This window comes from Prevotella sp. ne3005 (assembly GCF_900110085.1).
Lineage (GTDB): Bacteria > Bacteroidota > Bacteroidia > Bacteroidales > Bacteroidaceae > Prevotella.
This window is the reverse complement of record NZ_FOCK01000001.1, coordinates 684,541-704,005: the sequence shown is the minus strand read 5'-3', so window position 1 is coordinate 704,005 and position 19,465 is coordinate 684,541. Positions and strand designations below refer to the sequence as shown.

Annotated in this window: 15 protein-coding genes, 1 tRNA gene and 2 rRNA genes; 10 read left to right on the top strand and 8 right to left on the bottom strand. The window is 47.5% G+C overall.

All coding sequences use genetic code 11. From position 1 onward, the window contains the following. Together BMY16_RS02860 and rrf are read left to right on the top strand one after the other, a co-directional pair. Positions 1-95, top strand: a 23S ribosomal RNA gene (locus BMY16_RS02860); the annotation flags it as partial. A gap of 80 nt (positions 96-175) precedes the next feature. Continuing rightward, positions 176-288, top strand: a 5S ribosomal RNA gene (rrf, locus tag BMY16_RS02855). A gap of 85 nt (positions 289-373) precedes the next feature. Here rrf and BMY16_RS02850 read toward each other — a convergent pair. After that, complete coding sequence (locus tag BMY16_RS02850; RefSeq protein WP_091839763.1) at positions 374-1,534, bottom strand: sensor histidine kinase; 1,161 nt, start codon at positions 1,532-1,534, stop codon at positions 374-376. Positions 1,535-1,701: 167 nt separating this feature from the next. On the opposite strand from BMY16_RS02850, the gene BMY16_RS02845 reads away from it, so the two are divergent. The 7 genes from BMY16_RS02845 (at position 1,702) to BMY16_RS02815 (ending at position 7,224) form a co-directional block, all read left to right on the top strand. After that, entirely contained in the window at positions 1,702-2,229 is a 528-nt protein-coding gene (locus BMY16_RS02845; RefSeq protein WP_091839760.1) for a YceD family protein, read from the top strand. A gap of 23 nt (positions 2,230-2,252) precedes the next feature. Continuing rightward, complete coding sequence (rpmF, locus tag BMY16_RS02840) at positions 2,253-2,444, top strand: 50S ribosomal protein L32 (protein WP_036911821.1); 192 nt, start codon at positions 2,253-2,255, stop codon at positions 2,442-2,444. Then, positions 2,444-3,445: a beta-ketoacyl-ACP synthase III gene (locus BMY16_RS02835; protein ID WP_091839758.1), complete on the top strand. Its 1,002-nt coding sequence runs from the start codon at positions 2,444-2,446 to the stop codon at positions 3,443-3,445. The genes rpmF and BMY16_RS02835 overlap by 1 nt, the downstream gene beginning before the upstream one ends. Before the next feature lie 28 nt (positions 3,446-3,473). Next, complete coding sequence (era, locus tag BMY16_RS02830) at positions 3,474-4,355, top strand: GTPase Era (protein WP_091839755.1); 882 nt, start codon at positions 3,474-3,476, stop codon at positions 4,353-4,355. A 1-nt stretch (position 4,356) separates the two neighbouring features. Beyond that, a complete protein-coding gene (gene der, locus BMY16_RS02825; RefSeq protein WP_091839752.1) occupies positions 4,357-5,670 on the top strand; it encodes a ribosome biogenesis GTPase Der in 1,314 nt (437 codons plus the stop codon). Continuing rightward, the gene (locus BMY16_RS02820) at positions 5,670-6,056 is read left to right on the top strand and encodes a hypothetical protein (protein WP_244512837.1); all 387 of its coding nucleotides are present in this window, start codon (positions 5,670-5,672) and stop codon (positions 6,054-6,056) included. The genes der and BMY16_RS02820 overlap by 1 nt, the downstream gene beginning before the upstream one ends. A gap of 91 nt (positions 6,057-6,147) precedes the next feature. Next, positions 6,148-7,224, top strand: coding sequence for a hypothetical protein (locus BMY16_RS02815; RefSeq protein ID WP_139207107.1), 1,077 nt, complete (start codon positions 6,148-6,150; stop codon positions 7,222-7,224). Positions 7,225-7,253: 29 nt separating this feature from the next. On the opposite strand, the gene BMY16_RS02810 is transcribed toward BMY16_RS02815, so the two are convergent. The 7 genes from BMY16_RS02810 to BMY16_RS02780 all read right to left on the bottom strand — a co-directional run bounded on the left by BMY16_RS02810 (position 7,254) and on the right by BMY16_RS02780 (position 16,373). Beyond that, on the bottom strand, positions 7,254-8,333 hold the full coding sequence (locus BMY16_RS02810; protein WP_139207106.1) for a hypothetical protein: 1,080 nt from the start codon (positions 8,331-8,333) through the stop codon (positions 7,254-7,256). 77 nt (positions 8,334-8,410) lie between these two features. Beyond that, positions 8,411-9,550 carry an OmpA family protein gene (locus tag BMY16_RS02805; RefSeq protein ID WP_244512835.1) on the bottom strand — a complete coding sequence of 380 codons (1,140 nt, stop codon included), beginning with the start codon at positions 9,548-9,550 and terminating at the stop codon, positions 8,411-8,413. Between the two features lie 63 nt (positions 9,551-9,613). After that, positions 9,614-11,524 carry a hypothetical protein gene (locus tag BMY16_RS02800; RefSeq protein WP_091839738.1) on the bottom strand — a complete coding sequence of 637 codons (1,911 nt, stop codon included), beginning with the start codon at positions 11,522-11,524 and terminating at the stop codon, positions 9,614-9,616. Between the two features lie 214 nt (positions 11,525-11,738). Beyond that, positions 11,739-11,820: transfer RNA gene (locus tag BMY16_RS02795), tRNA-Leu, on the bottom strand. Between the two features lie 74 nt (positions 11,821-11,894). Then, positions 11,895-12,902, bottom strand: coding sequence for a S41 family peptidase (locus BMY16_RS02790; protein ID WP_091839736.1), 1,008 nt, complete (start codon positions 12,900-12,902; stop codon positions 11,895-11,897). Further along, entirely contained in the window at positions 12,899-13,654 is a 756-nt protein-coding gene (locus BMY16_RS02785) for a DUF3316 domain-containing protein (protein WP_091839733.1), read from the bottom strand. The genes BMY16_RS02790 and BMY16_RS02785 overlap by 4 nt, the downstream gene beginning before the upstream one ends. After that, positions 13,641-16,373 carry a DNA gyrase/topoisomerase IV subunit A gene (locus BMY16_RS02780; protein ID WP_091839730.1) on the bottom strand — a complete coding sequence of 911 codons (2,733 nt, stop codon included), beginning with the start codon at positions 16,371-16,373 and terminating at the stop codon, positions 13,641-13,643. Before BMY16_RS02780 ends, BMY16_RS02785 begins: the two co-directional genes overlap by 14 nt. 435 nt (positions 16,374-16,808) lie before the next feature. On the opposite strand from BMY16_RS02780, the gene alaS reads away from it, so the two are divergent. After that, positions 16,809-19,460, top strand: a complete 2,652-nt coding sequence (gene alaS / locus BMY16_RS02775) for an alanine--tRNA ligase (RefSeq protein ID WP_091839727.1) — start codon at positions 16,809-16,811, stop codon at positions 19,458-19,460. Positions 19,461-19,465: the final 5 nt, after the last annotated feature.

Sequence of the window (19,465 nt, the reverse complement as noted above, 5' to 3'; positions counted from 1 at the left end):
GAGGGTCGTCGTAGACTACGACGTTGATAGGGTGCAGGTGTAAAGACGGTGACGTCAAAGCCGAGCACTACTAATTGCCCGAAATCTTTCGCTTGAGTCATATTATCAGATGTAATGTCAGTTTAGATGACATAGTCAGAACGCAGTTCTTGTGTGGAAATAGTCAAACCCCATATCAGGTGGTTATTGCAGCGGGGTCCCACCTCTTCCCATTCCGAACAGAGAAGTTAAGCCCGCCTGCGCCGATGGTACTGCAATGCAATGCGGGAGAGTAGGAGGCCGCCACTTTTATTAGAGAGCCCCGAGTCAGAAATGATTCGGGGCTTTGTTTTGTTATAGGCATGTCTTTCGAGGAACATGCTGTTATTTGTTGTTACAATTCAATCCGGAATGTGGTTCCTTTTCCAACTTCGGAAGACTTGACATAGATGTGTCCTTTGTGGTATTCCTCTACGATGCGTTTAGCAAGTGAGAGACCGAGTCCCCAGCCTCGTTGTTTAGTGGTGAAACCAGGTGTGAATACATTCTTGATATCTTTTTTGCGGATTCCTTTACCATTATCTGTTACTTCAATAACTACATGCTTGCCTTCTTCTATTAGCGTTATGACAATCTGGCCATGGCCTTCCATTGCATCGACAGCATTTTTACATAGATTCTCAATGACCCACTCAAAGAGTGAGGCATTCATTTTGACAATCACATCATTGTCAGGGAGCTTACAGATAATATCCACTTTATTTGAGGTGCGCTTGCGCATATATTCAACAACGTGATTAATAACCTCGTTCATGGAATTATCTTTAGGCTCTGGTAGAGAACCGATTTTTGAGAATCGTTCGGCAATACGTTCCAAGCGTTTCACGTCCTTGTCCATTTCAGGAATCATCTCGTCGTCAGGATGGTTCTCTTTCAGTACTTCTACCCAGGCCATTAGACTGGAAATAGGTGTGCCTAATTGGTGGGCAGTCTCTTTTGAAAGACCTACCCACACTTTGTTCTGTTCTGCTTTTTTTGAAGAGAGTAGTGCAAAAATGGCAACGACGACGAATATCATGACGATGCCCAACTGCCAATAAGGATATTGTGAAAGTCGTTTCAGTAGTGTCGACTCGTCATAGCAGACTAATTGGTAGTCATTAGTTTTGGTGGAGTCTCCGAGGTGAATGCGGATATATTTCCCACTTTTGTACAATCGACGGCCATAGTCTGACACATACTTCTCTGAGTCGGTAGCTGTCTTGTCGTCCAGATCAATATTTCGATAATCGTTTACATGGCCATTTGAGTCAATGACTATGACTGGGATGGTTGTGTTACCCTGAATCACGTCAAGTACTAATGTAAGGTCAGTATTTTCGTCAGCTTGATTGAGAGCGTGCAGAGCTTGTGCCCACACCTCCATCTTCTTTCGCTCCTCTCGTGAGAGGTCCTTAACCAGATAATGGGATACGAGCAATGAGGTAACGGCAATCAGTATGGCCGCTATCACTAAAAGTATTTTTACTTGTCGGATTCTATCTGTCCACTGCATACAGATATATAACGATTATTCTTTCATAATATTGCACAAATTACCCTAAAAGTGTGTAATATAAGTCTTTGAATATCATGTTATTTGTAGTAAAATGATAAAAAAACGAAATTACAGTTCCTTAATTGAAAAAAAGTTTGTAACTTTGCAGCCCATTAGGTTTGATTATGAACAGTTTGGAGTCATTAAAGATAGATCTGAAAGGACTGAAGGATGAGGAAACATCCTTGGAATTCACTCTTGATGATACCTATCTCGAGGCTTTGGACGGTGCCGATGTGAAGAAAGGCTCTTTGCATGTGTCGGTGTCTATACGCAAGGCAACCGGTTTTTTCGAGTTCAACTTCCATACAGACGGCGAGATAGTCATTCCTTGCGACCGATGTCTTGATGACATGACATTGCCAGTTGATACTGACAACTGCCTGATTGTCAAACTCGGAAGCGTATACTCAGAGGAGGATGATGTCATTGTGGTGCCTGAGAACGAAGGAATACTCGACATGGCGTGGCTCATCTATGAGTTTGTTGCACTGGTTATACCCATCAGGCATGTGCATGCACCTGGCAAGTGCAATCCTGCCATGACTCAAGCTCTGGAAGAGCTGTCATCTGACCGAAGCAGCGATGAGGAGTCCAACCAGCCGATAGACCCCCGCTGGGCTAAACTAAAAGATTTAAATATTAGTAAGTAGAAATTTTTAAATAGTAAAACATTATGGCACATCCTAAAAGAAGACAGTCAAAGACTCGTACCCTCAAGCGTCGTACTCACGACAAGGCAGTAGCTCCTACACTCGCAGTATGCCCTAACTGTGGCGCATATTATGTTTATCACACTGTATGCCCCACCTGTGGTTACTATCGTGGTAAGGTAGCTATCAAGAAAGAGGACGAAGTAGCTGAGTAATGGATAGAATCAACGCTATAATCACCGGCATTGGTGGCTACGTTCCCGACTATATCCTCACCAACGAGGAGTTGTCTAGGATGGTAGACACCAATGATGAGTGGATTATGACGCGCGTTGGCATTAAGGAGCGCCACATCCTCACGGAGGAAGGTCTTGGTACCAGCTACATGGCCCGTAAGGCTGCCAAACAGCTGTTGGCAAAGACTGGTGTTGATCCTGATACCATCGATGCGTTGATTGTCACCACTTCTACGGCGGATTATAAGTTCCCCTCCACAGCATCCATCGTGGTAGGTAAACTCGGATTGAAGAATGCTTTTGCATTCGATTTCTGGGGTGCCTGCTGTGGTTTCCTCTATACCCTCGACGTTGCCGCAACGATGATTCAGAGCGGTCGCTATAAGAAAATTGTCATTATCGGTGCCGACAAGATGTCATCAGTTACTGACTATAAGGATCGTCAGACATGCCCGCTTTTCGGAGATGGTGCTGCTGCTGTTCTATTAGAGGCCACTGAGGAGCAGAACATCGGAGTGATGGATTCTTATTTCCGTACAGATGGAAAGGGCCTTCCGTTCCTTCATATGAAGGCTGGAGGTTCAGTCTGTCCGCCGTCGCATTTCACAGTAGATCATCGCCTGCACTACCTCTACCAAGAGGGCCGCACGGTTTTCCGCTATGCGGTGACGAACATGAGTAATGACTGTGCCTTGATAGCCGAGCGTAATGGTCTGAATAAGGATAATATCCAGTGGGTCGTTCCGCATCAGGCAAACATGCGAATCATTGAGGCAGTGGCTAAGCGTCTGGAACTCCCGATGGAACAGGTGATGGTAAATATCGAGCGCTATGGAAATACGAGTGCTGCTACCATCCCATTGGCTCTTTGGGACTACGAAAGTAAGCTGAAGAAAGGTGATAACATGATTTTCACTGCCTTTGGTGCTGGTTTCGTTCATGGTGCATCTTATTACAAGTGGGCCTACGATACGGAGTAGAAAGTGAAGAGTGAATAGTGAAAAGTTAATGCATAAGGCAGGATTCGTCAATATCGTTGGCAACCCCAACGTCGGTAAAAGTACGCTCATGAACCAATTGGTTGGTGAGCGTATTTCCATTGCTACTTTCAAGGCACAGACTACCCGTCATCGCATTATGGGAATCGTGAATACACCAGAGATGCAGATTGTGTTTTCTGATACCCCTGGCGTGCTAAAGCCCAACTATAAGCTTCAGGAGTCTATGCTGGCGTTTTCAGAGTCAGCCTTACAGGATGCTGATATCCTGCTCTATGTGACTGATGTGGTTGAGAACCCGGAGAAGAACATGGACTTCCTAGTGAAAGTGCAGAAGATGGACGTGCCTGTCATCCTGCTCATCAACAAGATTGACGAGAGCAATCAGACGCAGCTAGGGGCTATCGTCGAGAAGTGGCACACACTACTCCCCAAAGCGGAGATCCTCCCTATTTCCGCCAAGAATAAGTTTGGCATCGACATGCTTCTCAAGCGCATTCAGGAGCTGCTCCCGGAGAGTCCGGCCTATTTTGACAAGGAACAGCTGACGGATAAGCCCGCCCGTTTCTTTGTTTCGGAGATTATCCGTGAGAAAATCCTGCTCTATTATGACAAGGAGATTCCTTACTCTGTTGAGGTCAGCGTGGAGCGTTTCAAAGAGGACGACAAGCATATACATATTAATGCCGTCATCTATGTGGAGCGCGAAAGCCAGAAGGGTATTATCATTGGTCATCAAGGAGTAGCCCTTAAGAAGGTGAGCACGGAGGCCCGTAAATCGCTGGAGAAGTTTTTCGCCAAGCCCATATTCCTGGAGATTTTTGTCAAGGTAGATAAGGACTGGCGTAGCTCTGAGCGAGAATTGAATAATTTTGGATATAACCCTGAATAATATGGGAAATTTAGTAGCAATCGTTGGACGCCCGAACGTGGGGAAATCTACACTGTTCAACCGCTTGACGAAATCACGTCAAGCGATTGTCAGCAATGAGGCTGGCACAACTCGTGACCGACAGTATGGTAAGTGTGAGTGGAATGGCCGAGAGTTCTCTGTAGTTGATACGGGAGGCTGGGTAGTTAACTCAGACGATATTTTTGAGGAAGAAATCCGTAAGCAGGTCATCATCGCTACAGAGGAAGCTGACCTTGTGCTTTTCCTTTGTGACATCGGTAATGGTGTGACGGGCTGGGACATGGATGTGGCTCAGATTCTTCGCCGTGCAAAGCTTCCTGTGGTGCTTGTGGCTAATAAGGCCGATGACGGAAAGGATCTTTACGACCAGTATGATTTTTATAAGCTCGGTTTGGGTGACCCGTATCCCATCAGTGCAGCAACTGGAAGTGGTACTGGTGACCTGCTTGACAAGGTGCTGGAGATGTTGCCAGAGAAGGCGAAAGATGATTTAGAGGATGGTATCCCTCGTTTTGCTGTCGTTGGCCGTCCAAATGCTGGAAAATCGAGTATTATCAATGCCTTTATAGGTGAGGAGCGCAATATTGTGACCGAGATTGCCGGCACGACCCGCGACAGTATCTATACCCGCTACGATAAGTTCGGCTTCGACTTCTATCTTGTGGATACGGCGGGTATCCGACGTAAGAACAAGGTAACAGAAGATCTTGAATTCTATAGTGTGATGCGCTCCATCCGTGCTATTGAGAATAGTGATGTGTGTATCCTGATGATTGATGCCACTCGTGGTATCGAGGCCCAGGATATGAATATCTTCCAACTGATTCAGAAGAATAACAAATCACTGGTGGTGGTGGTGAATAAATGGGATCTGGTAGAAGATAAGTCGCAGGTTGTTATTGACACCTTTACAAACGCTATTCGCCAGCGTATGGCACCATTTGTAGACTTCCCCATCATCTTTGCCTCTGCTCTTACCAAACAGCGTATCTTTAAAGTGCTGGAAACGGCCAAGGAAGTCTATCTTAATCGTAAGGTGAAGATTGGAACGTCGAAGCTCAACGAAGTCATGCTGCCGCTGATAGAGGCATTCCCACCGCCTTCGGTAAAAGGTAAATATATTAAGATTAAATATGTGGCACAGGTGCCGGACACTCAGATTCCTACCTTTGTGTTCTATGCCAACCTGCCTCAGTATGTGAAGGAGCCTTATAAGCGCTTCTTAGAGAATAAGATTCGCGAGAACTGGACGCTTACAGGCTCACCTATTAACGTTTTTGTACGACAGAAATAATGAAGAGCCTGCTGTGGGTGATTCTTGTCCTGATTAGTGTTGCCGCTTGTTCAGGTACGACGCCAGAAGAAATGGCTTCCTTGGCTGCTAAGGGCTACTACGATCATCTTATTCGTGGTGAGTACGAGCAGTTCTTGGAAGGGAAGGCAGGTTCTGATAGTCTGCCTGATGGCTATCGTGAGCAGCTGCTGACCTCTTACAGACAGTTCATGGCGCTACAGAACAAAGCTCATCATGGTATTCATGAGGTGCGTATCTCAAGGGCATCGACAGATACGGTGCAGCATCTCACGAGCGTATTTCTGGTTCTCTGTTATGGTGATTCCGTTAATGAGGAGATAGTTGTTCCAATGGTGCAACAAGACCATGGATGGCGGATGAAATAGTTTTGTATAAGAATAGTCAATCAATTTAAAGGATAACAACATGAAAAAAGCGATGATTCTACTGGCTATGACCAGTTTAGGAATTCCAAGCATGGCCCAGACTGAAACTACTCAGCAAGTGCCTGTGCTCAATGAGAAGCACTCGGAGTATATCCCTGTTGCACAATATTGGAAAGAGCATAATATCTTCCAGCATTTGGATTTGTCAGTCAGTTCTGGTACTACTGGCATAGGTATTGATCTTGCCTCGCCTATTGGTGAGTATTTCCAGCTTCGTGCAGGTTTTGATTATATGCCGCGCTTTACCGCTAAGATGAAGTTCGACGTGATGATTGGTGATCAACCAGCCCGTCAGTATGATGCCAATGGTAATCGTATTGAAACTTCTTTTGACCGTATGCAGGTAATGCTTCATGACTTCACAGGCGTTATAGCAGACGATCATGTAGATATGATTGGTAAACCTACAATGAACAACGTGAAGTTGCTTTTGGATTTCTTCCCCTTTAAGAATAACAAGCATTGGCATGTTACTGCAGGTTTCTATTGGGGACCTTCTAAGTTTGCTGAAGCTGTTAATTCAACAGAGTCGATGAATTCCCTTATAGCTCTTTCTATCTACAATAATCTTTACGACAAGTCGTATATTCATATCAATGGTGATGAGGATGGAAATCACCCGCCTCAGTACATCCTTCAGGTCCCCGATCCTGATGATCCCGATGGAAAAATGATGCCTGTTAGTCTTGATCCCCAAATAGAGCAGCGTATTCTGGCTTTTGGACGAATGGGATTCCATCTTGGAGACTATGCTCGTGATATCTACGATTCTAATGGTAACCTTTTACATGCTAAAGGTGACCCTTATATAATGGAGGGTGATGACAATAATATGGTGAAGGTAACTGCTAAGTCTAATAGTTTTAAGCCTTATCTTGGTATTGGTTATAGAGGACGCCTGGTGAAGAATCGTGACGACTGGAAAATCTCCGTTGATGCAGGTGTAATGTTCTGGGGGGGAAAGCCTGACTTGTATCTTCATGATGGTGTTAACCTCACAGAGGATATTACAAATATCAAGGGCCAAGTTGGCGATTATGTAGATTTGTTTAAGAAGTTTACGGTATTTCCTAACTTAAGTGTTAGATTTACAAAGACTCTCTTCTAAATAAAAAAGCTCCCGATTGGGAGCTTTTTTTATTTGATTATAACTTTCTTTCCATCCTTGATATAGATACCAGGGCGTGGGGTAGTTCCTTCAGGAATCTTTTGTCCTGTCAAGGTAAACATGCCTTTCTCTGTTACTTCCTCTTTGTCTACGGAATGGATGCCGCTGGCACCCTCTTCAAGTGCATCTGCATATCCATTACCTAAAACGAGGATACCTCTATTGTGCTCAATATACGTTCCTAATACAAGGCGATCCTCAGTTGCTTTTACAAAAGCCAGATGACCATTGACGTTTCCTAAGATACGGTAGCTATCATTGTTTTCCAGATTGAAATCTCTGTGGCCCCCGCCGAGCGTAGAACTATACCAGTTTCCGTGCAACAGGTTACCTCCAGGTGCAGAACCACTATTACTGGTTTGTATTGTGATGATGTTGTCAGATGGTCTTCCACCATTCAGACGGATGAGAACAGGTGTCCTAGCAGGAATTTGGCTACCCATTTCGGTCATTTGGAAGGCATCTGTGCTTACAGAACTAACATAATAAGCTTTCATACCTCCGCTTAAAGTGAAGGGAAAACCTGACATGAAGGTTGCCCAATAGTGGCCATCGGCTTGTGTCTCCGGTTGAATACCAACATAGTTATCACCTCCTAAAGGAATGAAAGTCCAGTCAGGTCTTGAACCGGAAATGCTAACGAATCCTCCTCCACCTTCTTCATTGCTTTCGTCGTTCAGATATTTGGTAAAACCTTCATAAGAGCCATAGATTTGGTAATTACCGCCAATTGCTAATAAGCTGGGGTAGAAATTGCCTTTGGCACCCAGACTGGAACTCTGGCAAAACATATCGTATTGTACACCTCCAATATTCTTCAAGTACCAGACTGATCCCATGTGTGAACTAACGGTTCCCCAATCATCTACAGTCTGTAGGGCCTTTAGGTTTACAGAGCCTGTGGCTGCATTCTTAAAGACGTAACCGTCGTACATGACAATATAACGACCAGAATCTGTATTTCTTACTCGGTAGAAACCATCAGCAAGTTGTGCTGAAGCCGTTAATGCCATTCCGGCTAAAATCATCAAAGTAAAAATTTTCTTCATAATCTATATTTTATAGTCAGATAAAAGCCCAGCCCCATTTTGGGACCGGGCTTTGAAGTCTTATCTGTTACTTGATATTATTCAGCGATGCAGATAGATACACGATTGCTGTCGTTGTCCTCGAAGGGCTGTACACGAGCACCCTTGCTGTCGAAGCTAATACGGCTCTCGGCGATGCCAGCGTTCTTCAGGGCCTTAACCACTGCGTCTGCACGGCCAGCAGCCAGACGATCGTTGATGCGATCATTACCTGTACCAGCGTCAGCGTAACCAGTAATCATAACCTTAGAGGTGGGGTTCTGGTTCATGTAAGCTACGATGTCCTGAACCTTCTGTGCCTCAGAGTCACGGATAACGGTCTTATTGATCTGGAAGAAGATATCGCGGCGAAGGGGCTCAGCTGCAGTTACTGCGGGCTCAGCGGGAACCTCAACAATCTTCTCTACGATCTTCTCAACATACTTGATCTCGGGCTCTGGAGCGGGGATGAACTTGGTAGAGTAGGTCTTGCCAAGAGCAATCTTTGCGCCGAGGAGCAGATTGAAGTATGAGTCGGGGTTACCAGCGTTCTTGAAGTTGAACTTGTCACCCAGGATGTTAGCGTTGAACTCAGCACCGATGCTTACCTTATCAGATACCTTGTAGTCGGCAGTCAGACCAGCCTGTGCGAAAGGCAGAACGGCTGACTTGTTCTCATACATAGGAGTCCACTTAGAAGCTGAAGTTACATCAGCATACTTTACCTTCCATTTAGCATCAATGTTAGCAGCGTCGTCACACTTTGAGCGGAAGTTAACACCACCACCGATGAATGCACCGAACTCGAACTTACGGTTGGGGTTGAAACCTGCGATAATGTTTGAGAGGTTGAATGTCAGGTCGATAGAAGGAGCAAAGTATGTGAACTTATAATCCTGCTTGTCGATACCGATTGTGGTCAGATCAAACTTATCCTTGTCGAAACCACCCTTACCCTGCCAAGCGTTGATAGCCAGACGAGCACCAATGGCCTTAGAGAAGTTATAGCCAACAGCAGCCTGTACGTTAGGCGAAATGAGCTTACCGAAGTCAGTCTCACCAGTGGTGTACTGTGCACCACCCTGAATCTGAACGTACCAGTGCGGCTCGAAGACGTATTCTGTCGTGCCCTTCTGCTCCTGAGCAGATACTGACAGACCAGCCATCAGCATCAGGCAAGACAATATTGCTTTCTTCATTTTCATATCTGTTACTTAATTATTTTTTAATTCACAATGTTAATAACTCACGTCTCCTAACTATTATTCAACAGTGATAGGATAGGTCTTGCTTACTACATAACCAGAGTAGTCAACGGTCTGGTAGATGATCTCGCACTCTCCGTCGTACTTAACATCCAGGTCGATAACCTTCTGCTGACCGCTGATAAGCTTAGCGTCAACGATCTCGTCGTTATGACGAACTGCGATGTACTTGTACATAGCAGGTACGAGATACTCCTCAGTCGGTGAAGTCAGGATGAGGTTCATCTTGTGACCATTGGTCTTGATGTGCAAGCCCGGAGACAGACGATACATACTCTCGTCACCCTCGTCGGCATTCTTGAACAGTACAATAGGAGCTACAGTGTTGAAGAAGTAGTGGTCACCAGCAACAGAAGCAATCTTAGCAGAAACCTTAGACAGGAAGTTAGAAGCACTTGCCTGGAGGGCTGCGATATCATCGCTTGAAGATGCATGATAAACCTTCTTCAGTTTTGCGAGCACATTGTTTGCATAAGGAATATTGCTAACGATAGCCTTAATCTGAGCCTGAGTGAGAGTAGCAACATCTACATTTGCGCCATTAATAGTCTCAATCTGATAACCAGTCTCTTTAATCTTGACAATCTCAGAAACCTTCTTACCAGATGCCTTAATCAGGGCAGCAACGGCCTTCTCGATAGACTCAACATCAACGTTAGCCTTGATGGCAGCCTTGCCGTTTGCATCGAGCTCCCAGAAAGTCTTATAAGACAGAGGCTCAACAGCAGCAACGAGAATCTTAGTTGCAGAAGTAGCTACATTGTACTTACCAGTAGCGCGGAGAGCCTGATACTTCATCTTATACTTGTTGGTGTAAGTCTTCTGATACTGGTTCTGGAGCCACTGGAGAGCTTCCTTCACGAGCACCTTGCTGGCTTCGGTCTTACCACCCTCACTCTTGGCAGCCTTTACCTTCTCAACCATATCCTTGATCTTGCTCATGTCGCCTAAGAGCTTCCAAGATTCATCGAGGTTGTAAGAGATAGCCTGAGCCCACTTAGCCATGGGGAGGTGAACCTTAGCCTGATAGAGGTATGCATTGTCTGTCTCACCCTCGTTCAGAATCTCACCGTGCTTACCAAGAGCGATGGTCAGATCGTGGTCAGAAGACTTAACGTCAGAAATCTCATAAGGATAAACATTACCCTTGCTGTCAACGATGTCGAACTTAACATTAGAAATGTCAACGCTCTTCGGGTTCATCTGGAAGTAGATAGTACCTACGTTGTTAGCATACTGAGCCAGCTGGGCACCACCATCCTCGAAGCGGATCTGCTTAACCTTGCCAATCCAAGGACCAGTCTCTTCAGTTCTCTTCTCCCATCCGCCGTTCTTAGCGTCATACAGATACTGGCCGTTAGGATTGTTGATAGCCTCGTCCAGACTTGTGTAGTAAGCGCTCACCTTAGGATTGGTGGTCGGGAATACGGTCAGGTCGCTCATGTTCTTGCCATAGTAGCTGAACAGAGTAGGAATGCTGATTCCAGGAATGTTGATTGTACCAATCACAGCGTCGATGGTCTCCTCAACCTTTACGTCATAGATGGCGTTCTTGATCAGGTCATCGATCTTGTCGTTGATAGCGTTGATACGATTGTTGTAAGACTTGATACTGTCCTCTGCAGTCTTCATGCGAGACTCGAGACTGTTAACACGCCCCTGAGTAGCAATTAGGTCAGTTCTAAGATTCTTGAGAGTGTCTTTAACGACATCGACTTCCCTGCCAAGACTGTCGATACGCAAATTTGTCTTGCTGATCCTGTCAAGAAGATTTTGCTTCATGACGTCCATGTCCTTGTAGATTCCAGCGGAAACGTCGTCGACATTGTCCTTACAAGAAACAAATGATGTTGTGCCTGCAAAAAGCATTGCAGCCATCAGAATACCATTAATAATTTTCTTTTTCATTTGAACTTAAAAATTATAATTAAACAATTAAAAATATGATATATCTATGCATTAATTTATATAAATCGGTGACAAAAGTAGGCATTTATTTCCAATTGTGCAAGAAAATTTTATTTTTTTTTTCAAAATATCATCATTTTCTGCGTTATTTCTGCCTTTTGGGCATTTTTTCCTTGGATTTTTATGCTTCCAATTGTTTTATGCGTAGTCTCGGTGCGCCTGACAGGACTCGAACCTGCACGTCTCACGACACCAGATCCTAAGTCTGACGCGTCTACCAATTCCGCCACAGGCGCCCTTGTTCGTGCAGCGCGGGGTTTTTGAGCCGCGGCACTGCTGGGATTCGCGGTGCAAAGGTACGACATTTTTTTCATTCCACCAAAAGTTTTCGTGCAAATTCTATCATAGAATCCTCACCTTTAACAAAATCTTCCGTTGAGAGGCCCACTTGATAGTCGGGCTCGATACCAAATTCCGTATGCTGACGCTGACGATCATACATCGGACAAGCTGAGAAGCGTACCACCCATCCGTTGGGTAGGGTGGAGGTTAAGGGTAGGCCTGCGCCACCACCAGTACGATCGCCCACCACTTTGACGGTGGGCATACATTTCATATATTTCACGAACTCGTTGGCGGCACTATATACCTCTCGGTTGGTGAGGACGGCTACAGGTTTTTGCCAACGGATGCGTGATGAGGGCTCGATATATTGCTCTTCCATGCTGGAGAAGTCGTTGTGCCCTTTGCCTGTCTTGTGCTGCATGTAGCCCACGAGGGTTTTCTCATTACAGAATCGGGCTGCAAGTTTCTCTGCATTGGTAAGGTCGCCACCGCCATTGCCTCTGACATCGAAGATCAAACCATTGCAGAACGCCAAATACTGTAACACCTCGTCGAGGTTGCTTTCTCCGATGGCATTGTTAAAGCTGCTGTAGTAAACATATCCGATGTTGTCGTCGAGGATACGATATGTCAGACCACTGGCTATGCGATAGTCTGTACCCAGGTATCGCCGTTGAAGTGTATCGCTGAAATTAGTCGGGTAGTCTTCGTGCCATTTCCAGTAACGTCCGTAGTCGAAGGCGGTGCTGAGGTTCACATGGCCATCCCGGAGTTCGCCAAGCATAGAGGTAAGCACCTCAAACAACTGTTCGTCGTTCAGATTGCTTTCCGCGCGTACATTATATATATTATATATGTTTTGCCAATCGAGGCCGTATTCATGCTGTTTGTAGTCGAAGAAACAGTAGTGCTCGTCGATGATATGCCATAGTGCCTCGAAGTTGCCTTTTGGGGTATCCTCGTACTCTTCGGTATCAACACATGAGGTTGCTACGAACAGCATGCTGATCAGATAAAACAGAACTTTCTTCATAAGCTACGGGCGATTCCAATGAGCACACGATGGGTATAGACGTGTTGCTTCAGGTTATTCACTTGGGCTTGCTGGTAGTTGCCGAGATAGCCCACACGGAGGTCCCACTTCTTGCCTGTATGCCAATCGATGGTAAACAGCTGTCGCATGGTGGGAGCAGAGATAAAGGTGGTAGGCACGATATTGTGGTCGTAGTTGCCTCGTGAGAAGATCTCGTAGTACGATTGTCCGTAGTTAGGGCTGAACATCAGGCCCACCAAAGGCAGGGCCAGCTCGTAGCGGATGGAGAAGCATGCACGTCCGATATTGAGATCGTAGGTGGCAATGCCTGAGGGCATGATATTCAGGGCAGCCCGAGCCTGGACGGGGTTGTTGGAATTGATCATGCCATAGAGCACACCGATGTTGGCATTGGCCATTCCGCCTGCCTGTAGGCGCAGCTTGTTGTCCATCAGTCGCCAGTTATAGTATTTTCCCCAGTAGAAATAGTAGTTGCCTTCGAGCATAGAGATGTTCTTACTGCGGTCTTTGGCTGACGAGATGTCTGCTTCGTGCTCCCATTGCGTGCTCCACCTGCTTTCGGGCTTTTGGCGCTCCTTTATATATAAAAAGGTGAAACCCGTACCAGAGAAATGCTCAGGTGTCAGATAGGTGTCGAGGATACGTGAGGGACCAAGGCCGAATGTGTACGACTGGGCCACAGCTTCAACAGATGCTGCTAAAAGGAGACCTATCAGTTTAATCCTCATCATCAAACAGACTTAATTCTCGAACTTCCTTGACATTCTCTGTTCCTGGTGCTTTTGTCTCGACCTGGGGCGTTTCTGCTTCTGCCTCCTCGAGTTCTTCCTGCTCTTCTGGCTCTGGAACCTCAGGCTCTTCAGGGGGCTCAGGGAAGCGGATGGGCTCGAGTTCAGTAATCGACTCGATGGTATAGGTGGTCAGACGCTTGCCTTTGGCCTTGTAGCCCTTGACGGAGATAAACTGCTCAGCGTCAATCTCTTCCGAACCTCGGAAGGCATCGTCGCCACCATAGGTTACCTGAATGCGTGGATAAGGCGTATCAGTAAGCAGAATCGACTGGGAGACAGGATTCTCCGAGATCCAGTTCTGCTTCTTCTTGTTGGCATCCATCTGGAAGCGCTTCATGTAGGGATAACCTTGGTTATCAGCGTCATAGAGGATGCCTGTCCATACCTTGTCAGGATCGTACTTCTCGATAAGCAGGATGTTGTCCTCGTAGTGGTTGTTCTCGTCGAAGTTGCTCAGATAGTATTCGCCATTCTTCAGGACGACGAGGATCTGGTCTTCGTCGAAGAATTCGCCCAACAGTTGTCCATGCTCGTCGTAGTTCAGTCGTTTCACATCGGGGTCGTACCACACCTTGCGCCCTCCGAGAGTCGAGTGTCCACGACTCTTCAGACCAATGCGATAAACAGAGAACTTTGTCAGCAGGTTTCCCTTCGAGGTGCGTCCCTTGATGGAAATCTCCGAGAAATCCTTGTCGAAGATTGTTTTCTTGATCTTCGGATTGGGATCGAGCGTAACCTTGATGACCTCGGCCTCACCATTGGGGTTGGCAGAGAAATACATGATCCTCGAGCCAGGTGTACCCTGTGTCACATCGTACTCCCTGTCGCGAATCATGGAAGTCATGTTGAAACGCTTCATGAAGCAGAAGCCCTTCTTTCCGTCACGATACACCACATTATAGATGGTACGCGAGTCGTTCTTCTTGAATACGTTGATATAGAGCACGTTTTTGCCCACGAACACTTTTTCTGCCACGCGGATCACCTTGTATTTACCTTCCTTATAGAAGATGATGATATCGTCGAGGTCGGAGCAGTTGCACACAAACTCGTCCTTTTTCAGTCCTGTACCTATAAAGCCGTCTGCACGATTGATGTAGAGCTTCTGATTGGCTTCAGCCACCTTCGCGGAGTCGATGGTGTCGAAATTGCGTATCTCCGTCTGGCGCGGATGGTCCTTACCATATTTGTCCTTGAGGAACTGGAACCAATTGGCTGTCACCTCCACGAGATTGGCTAAGTCGCGATCAATCTCCTCAATCTCAGCCTTCAGACGGGCCATGAGCTCTTCTGCCTTCTCCTTATTGAACTTCAGGATGCGCTGCATCTTGATTTCGAGCAACTTCAGGATGTCGTCCTTCGTCACCTCACGAATCAGACTGGGGTAGTAGGGTGTCAGTCGCTCGTCGATATGCTCGCAGACCTTATCCACATTGGGGGCTTCCTCGAATTTCTTGTCTTTATAGATGCGCTCCTCGATGAAGATCTTTTCCAGCGAGTAGAAATGGAGTTGCTCCAAGAGCTCGCCCTTGCGGATTTCGAGTTCCTGGCGAATCAGGTCCTTCGTGCGATCTGTAGTATGACGGAGCACATCGCTCACAGTCAGGAACTTAGGCTTATTGTCTTCGATGACGCAACAGTTGGGCGAGATGCTGATCTCGCAATCCGTAAAGGCATAGAGGGCATCGATGGTCTTGTCGCTCGACACGCCAGGAGCCAGATGCACCTGTATTTCCACGTTGGCAGCAGTCAGGTCCTCCACCTTACGGGCCTTGATCTTTCCCTTTTCCACTGCCTTCACGATGGAATCCTGAATGCTCTCCGAAGTCTTCGAGAAGGGAATCTCTCGGATGACGAGCGTCTTCTGGTCTATCTTCTCAATTTTCGCCCTCACTTTGACGGAGCCTCCACGCTGCCCGTCGTTATACTTGCTGACGTCGACGCTACCCGCTGTGGGGAAATCGGGGAAGAGCTGGAAGGGCTGTTCGTGGAGGTAGGCGATGGCTGCATCACAAATCTCACAGAAATTATGGGGCAGGATCTTCGTGGATAGGCCCACCGCAATACCTTCTGCGCCCTGAGCCAGTACCAATGGGAACTTCACAGGCAGGGTGATGGGCTCCTTGTTGCGCCCATCATACGACATCTTCCACTCTGTGGTCTTGGGGTTGAACACAGTGTCGAGGGCAAACTTCGAAAGTCTGGCCTCGATATATCGTGGGGCAGCAGCACTCGAGCCTGTGAGGATGTTTCCCCAGTTTCCCTGTGTGTCGATGAGCAGGTCCTTCTGTCCCATCTGCACGAGGGCATCACCAATGGAGGCATCGCCATGAGGGTGGAACTGCATCGTGTGGCCCACGATGTTCGCCACCTTATTATATCTGCCGTCGTCCATGCGCTTCATCGAGTGGAGGATGCGTCGCTGCACGGGCTTCAGACCGTCCTCGATATGGGGGACGGCACGATCCAGGATGCTATAACTGGCGTAGTCCAAGAACCAGTTCTGGTACATGCCGCTCAAGTGGTGTACCGCTGCGGCATCAAAGCGGTTTACGGGTTGATAGTCGGAATGGCCCTCTTGCAGGGTTTCCGACTCTTGCTGTTCTGTGTTCTCAGACAGCTGGCTTTCATTGCCGTCTTCTCTTATTTCGTCGTCCATTTGCTTATGGGTCTTTAGCTTTCTGCGTGCAAAGTTAATCATTTTTGGCGAGAAAGAAGAGGAATTAAGTTTTTTTAGCGTGAAGTGTCTTTTTAATATGGCTGATTGTAATGGAATTTCGTTATTATCTTGAAGGTTCTATAAGTCGCTGGCAATCAAACGATTAGGTGGATTTTGATTTTGCGCCGTCTAAAAAGGGGCTTTACTCGGAGTAAAGTGGAGGTTTACCCGGAGTAAAGTCCTGCTTTAGTCGGAGTAAACTCCAAGGGTGAAGCGGACAGATGGACGTTTGTAATAAAAAATCGACTGGGCAGCAAGGGGTGGGACCATCATTCCGAATTGAAAAAACCTTGATAACCTTTGGTTATCTCAGAAAAAAGGCTTAACTTTGCAGGCCAAATAGTAAATTGTAATTCGTAATTCGTAAATAGAAAGATGACAGCAAACGAGATTCGCGACTCATTCAAGAAGTTCTTTGAGTCGAAACAACATGCCATCGTGCCTTCTGCACCGATGGTGATTAAGGACGACCCCACACTGATGTTCACTAATGCTGGTATGAACCAGTGGAAAGATATCATTCTCGGCACTCGCGACCCAGAGCCGCGCCGTCGTGCCGATACCCAGAAGTGCCTTCGCGTCTCTGGTAAGCACAACGACCTTGAGGAGGTGGGCCACGATACCTACCATCACACGATGTTTGAGATGCTCGGCAACTGGTCGTTTGGCGACTACTTCAAGGAAGGCGCTATCGATATGGCCTGGGAGTATCTGGTGGACGTGCTGAAGTTGAATCCCGAGGATCTCTACGTGACTGTTTTCGAGGGTTCGCCCGAGGAAAACATCCCTCGCGACGATGAGGCTGCCAAGTATTGGGCTAAGCACGTGCCCGAGGACCATATCATCAATGGTAACAAGCACGACAATTTCTGGGAGATGGGCGATACGGGTCCTTGTGGCCCTTGCTCTGAGATCCACGTGGATTCCCGTACTCCTGAGCAGCGCAAGGCCTCTGGCAAGAGTGGTCGTGAGCTCGTAAACCAGGACGATCCCCAGGTGATTGAGATCTGGAACCTCGTGTTCATGCAGTTCAACCGCAAGGCTGACGGTAGTCTTGAGAAACTCTCGATGAACGTCATCGATACAGGTATGGGCTTCGAGCGCCTCGTCCGCATGCTGCAGGGCAAGCACTCCAACTACGATACCGATATCTTCCAGCCCATCATTAAGGCCGAGGAGCAGATTACTGGGCTGAAATATACTACCTTCGAGGAGGGTGAAGTCAGCAAGGAGCAGGATGACATCAACGTGGCTATGCGCGTCTGTGCCGACCATCTTCGTGCCGTATCATTCTCGATTGCTGATGGCCAGCTGCCTTCGAACGCTAAGGCCGGCTACGTGATTCGTCGTATCCTCCGTCGTGCTGTGCGCTACGCCTATACATTCCTGAATCAGAAGGAGTCGTTCCTCTATAAACTCGTGCCTACGCTGGTAGCTGAGATGGGCGAGGCCTTCCCAGAGTTGAAGGCCCAGCAGCAGCTGATTTCAAAGGTGATGAAGGAAGAGGAAGATGCTTTCCTCCGCACTCTCGACAAGGGTATCTCCCTGCTCGACAAAGCGATGGACGAGATGAAGGGTAAGGGAGAGAAGGAGTTGAATGGCGAACAGGCTTTCCGCCTCTTCGATACCTATGGCTTCCCCCTCGATCTTACGGAGCTCATTTGTCGTGAGAACGGCTTCACCGTCAACGAGGAACAGTTCAATGTGGAGATGCAGAAGCAGAAGGAGCGTGCGCGTAATGCAGCTGCTGTAGAGAACTCAGACTGGGTGGAGATTGCCCAAGGTGAGCAGCAGTTCGTAGGCTATGACTATACGGAATACGAGTGCCACATCCTGCGCTATCGTAAGGTGACGCAGAAGAAGAACGAGTTCTATGAGCTCGTACTCGACTATACGCCGTTCTATGGCGAGATGGGTGGTCAGGTAGGTGACCAGGGTGTTATCTGCAACGAGGCTGAAACCATCGACATCATCGACTCCAAGCGCGAGAACAACCAGACTGTACATATCGTGAAGCAACTGCCTAAGGATCCATCAGCCCAGTTCATGGCTTGTGTGGATACCGAAAAGCGCGACGCCTCTGCTGCCAACCATACCGCTACCCACCTGCTCGACTACGCCTTGAAGCAGATTCTGGGTGATCATGTAGAGCAGAAGGGTTCGTTCGTATCGCCTGATACCCTGCGCTTCGACTTCTCTCACTTCGAGAAGGTGAGCGATGAGCAGATCCGTGAGGTGGAGCGCATGGTGAACGATATGATTCGTCAGGACATTCAGCTCGACGAGCATCGTGACGTGCCCTTCGATGAGGCCAAGAAACTTGGTGCCATCGCCCTCTTCGGCGAGAAGTATGGCGACAAGGTGCGTGTGGTTCGCTTCGGACCTTCTTGTGAGTTCTGCGGTGGTATCCACGCTAAAGCCACAGGTAAGATCGGCTTCTTCAAGATTGTTTCCGAGAGTTCTGTGGCAGCAGGTATCCGTCGTATCGAGGCCAAGACTGGTAAGGAATGCGAGGAGCTGCTCTATCAGACAGAGGATATCCTGAAGGCTGTAAAGGCATTCTTCAACAATGCCAAGGATCTGCAGGGCGTCATTGCCAAGTATATCGAGGAGCACGACTCCATGAAGAAGGATATCGAGCAGTTCCAGGCTCAGCGTGTGCAGGCCCTCTCTCAGGAACTGGTCAAGAAGGCCCGTACTGTGAATGGTGTCACAGTGGTAACAGGTAAGTTCGACATGATGCCCAATGCTGCCAAGGATCTGGTGTTCAAGGTGCGCGAGCTGCATCCAGAGGGCCTCGTTTGTGTGGTAGGTACCATCTTCGACAGCAAACCTATGCTGAACGTCATGCTCAGCGATGATATGGTGAAGGATCATGGTCTGAATGCAGGCCAGCTCGTTCGTGAGGCCGCCAAACTGATGCAGGGTGGTGGTGGCGGACAGCCTCACTTCGCCTCTGCTGGTGGTAAGAACCCTGATGGTCTCTCTGCCGCTATCGACAAGGTCATTGAGCTTTGCAAGTTGTAAACAAG

Bases quoted from the DNA above. Each gene is read 5' to 3' on its own strand.
- BMY16_RS02850 (WP_091839763.1), bottom strand. From the start codon at position 1,534: ATGCAGTGGACAGATAGAATCCGACAAGTAAAAATACTTTTAGTGATA.
- BMY16_RS02845 (WP_091839760.1), top strand. From the start codon at position 1,702: ATGAACAGTTTGGAGTCATTAAAGATAGATCTGAAAGGACTGAAGGAT.
- rpmF (WP_036911821.1), top strand. From the start codon at position 2,253: ATGGCACATCCTAAAAGAAGACAGTCAAAGACTCGTACCCTCAAGCGT.
- BMY16_RS02835 (WP_091839758.1), top strand. From the start codon at position 2,444: ATGGATAGAATCAACGCTATAATCACCGGCATTGGTGGCTACGTTCCC.
- era (WP_091839755.1), top strand. From the start codon at position 3,474: ATGCATAAGGCAGGATTCGTCAATATCGTTGGCAACCCCAACGTCGGT.
- der (WP_091839752.1), top strand. From the start codon at position 4,357: ATGGGAAATTTAGTAGCAATCGTTGGACGCCCGAACGTGGGGAAATCT.
- BMY16_RS02820 (WP_244512837.1), top strand. From the start codon at position 5,670: ATGAAGAGCCTGCTGTGGGTGATTCTTGTCCTGATTAGTGTTGCCGCT.
- BMY16_RS02815 (WP_139207107.1), top strand. From the start codon at position 6,148: ATGGCCCAGACTGAAACTACTCAGCAAGTGCCTGTGCTCAATGAGAAG.
- BMY16_RS02810 (WP_139207106.1), bottom strand. From the start codon at position 8,333: ATGAAGAAAATTTTTACTTTGATGATTTTAGCCGGAATGGCATTAACG.
- BMY16_RS02805 (WP_244512835.1), bottom strand. From the start codon at position 9,550: ATGAAGAAAGCAATATTGTCTTGCCTGATGCTGATGGCTGGTCTGTCA.
- BMY16_RS02800 (WP_091839738.1), bottom strand. From the start codon at position 11,524: ATGAAAAAGAAAATTATTAATGGTATTCTGATGGCTGCAATGCTTTTT.
- BMY16_RS02790 (WP_091839736.1), bottom strand. From the start codon at position 12,902: ATGAAGAAAGTTCTGTTTTATCTGATCAGCATGCTGTTCGTAGCAACC.
- BMY16_RS02785 (WP_091839733.1), bottom strand. From the start codon at position 13,654: ATGATGAGGATTAAACTGATAGGTCTCCTTTTAGCAGCATCTGTTGAA.
- BMY16_RS02780 (WP_091839730.1), bottom strand. From the start codon at position 16,373: ATGGACGACGAAATAAGAGAAGACGGCAATGAAAGCCAGCTGTCTGAG.
- alaS (WP_091839727.1), top strand. From the start codon at position 16,809: ATGACAGCAAACGAGATTCGCGACTCATTCAAGAAGTTCTTTGAGTCG.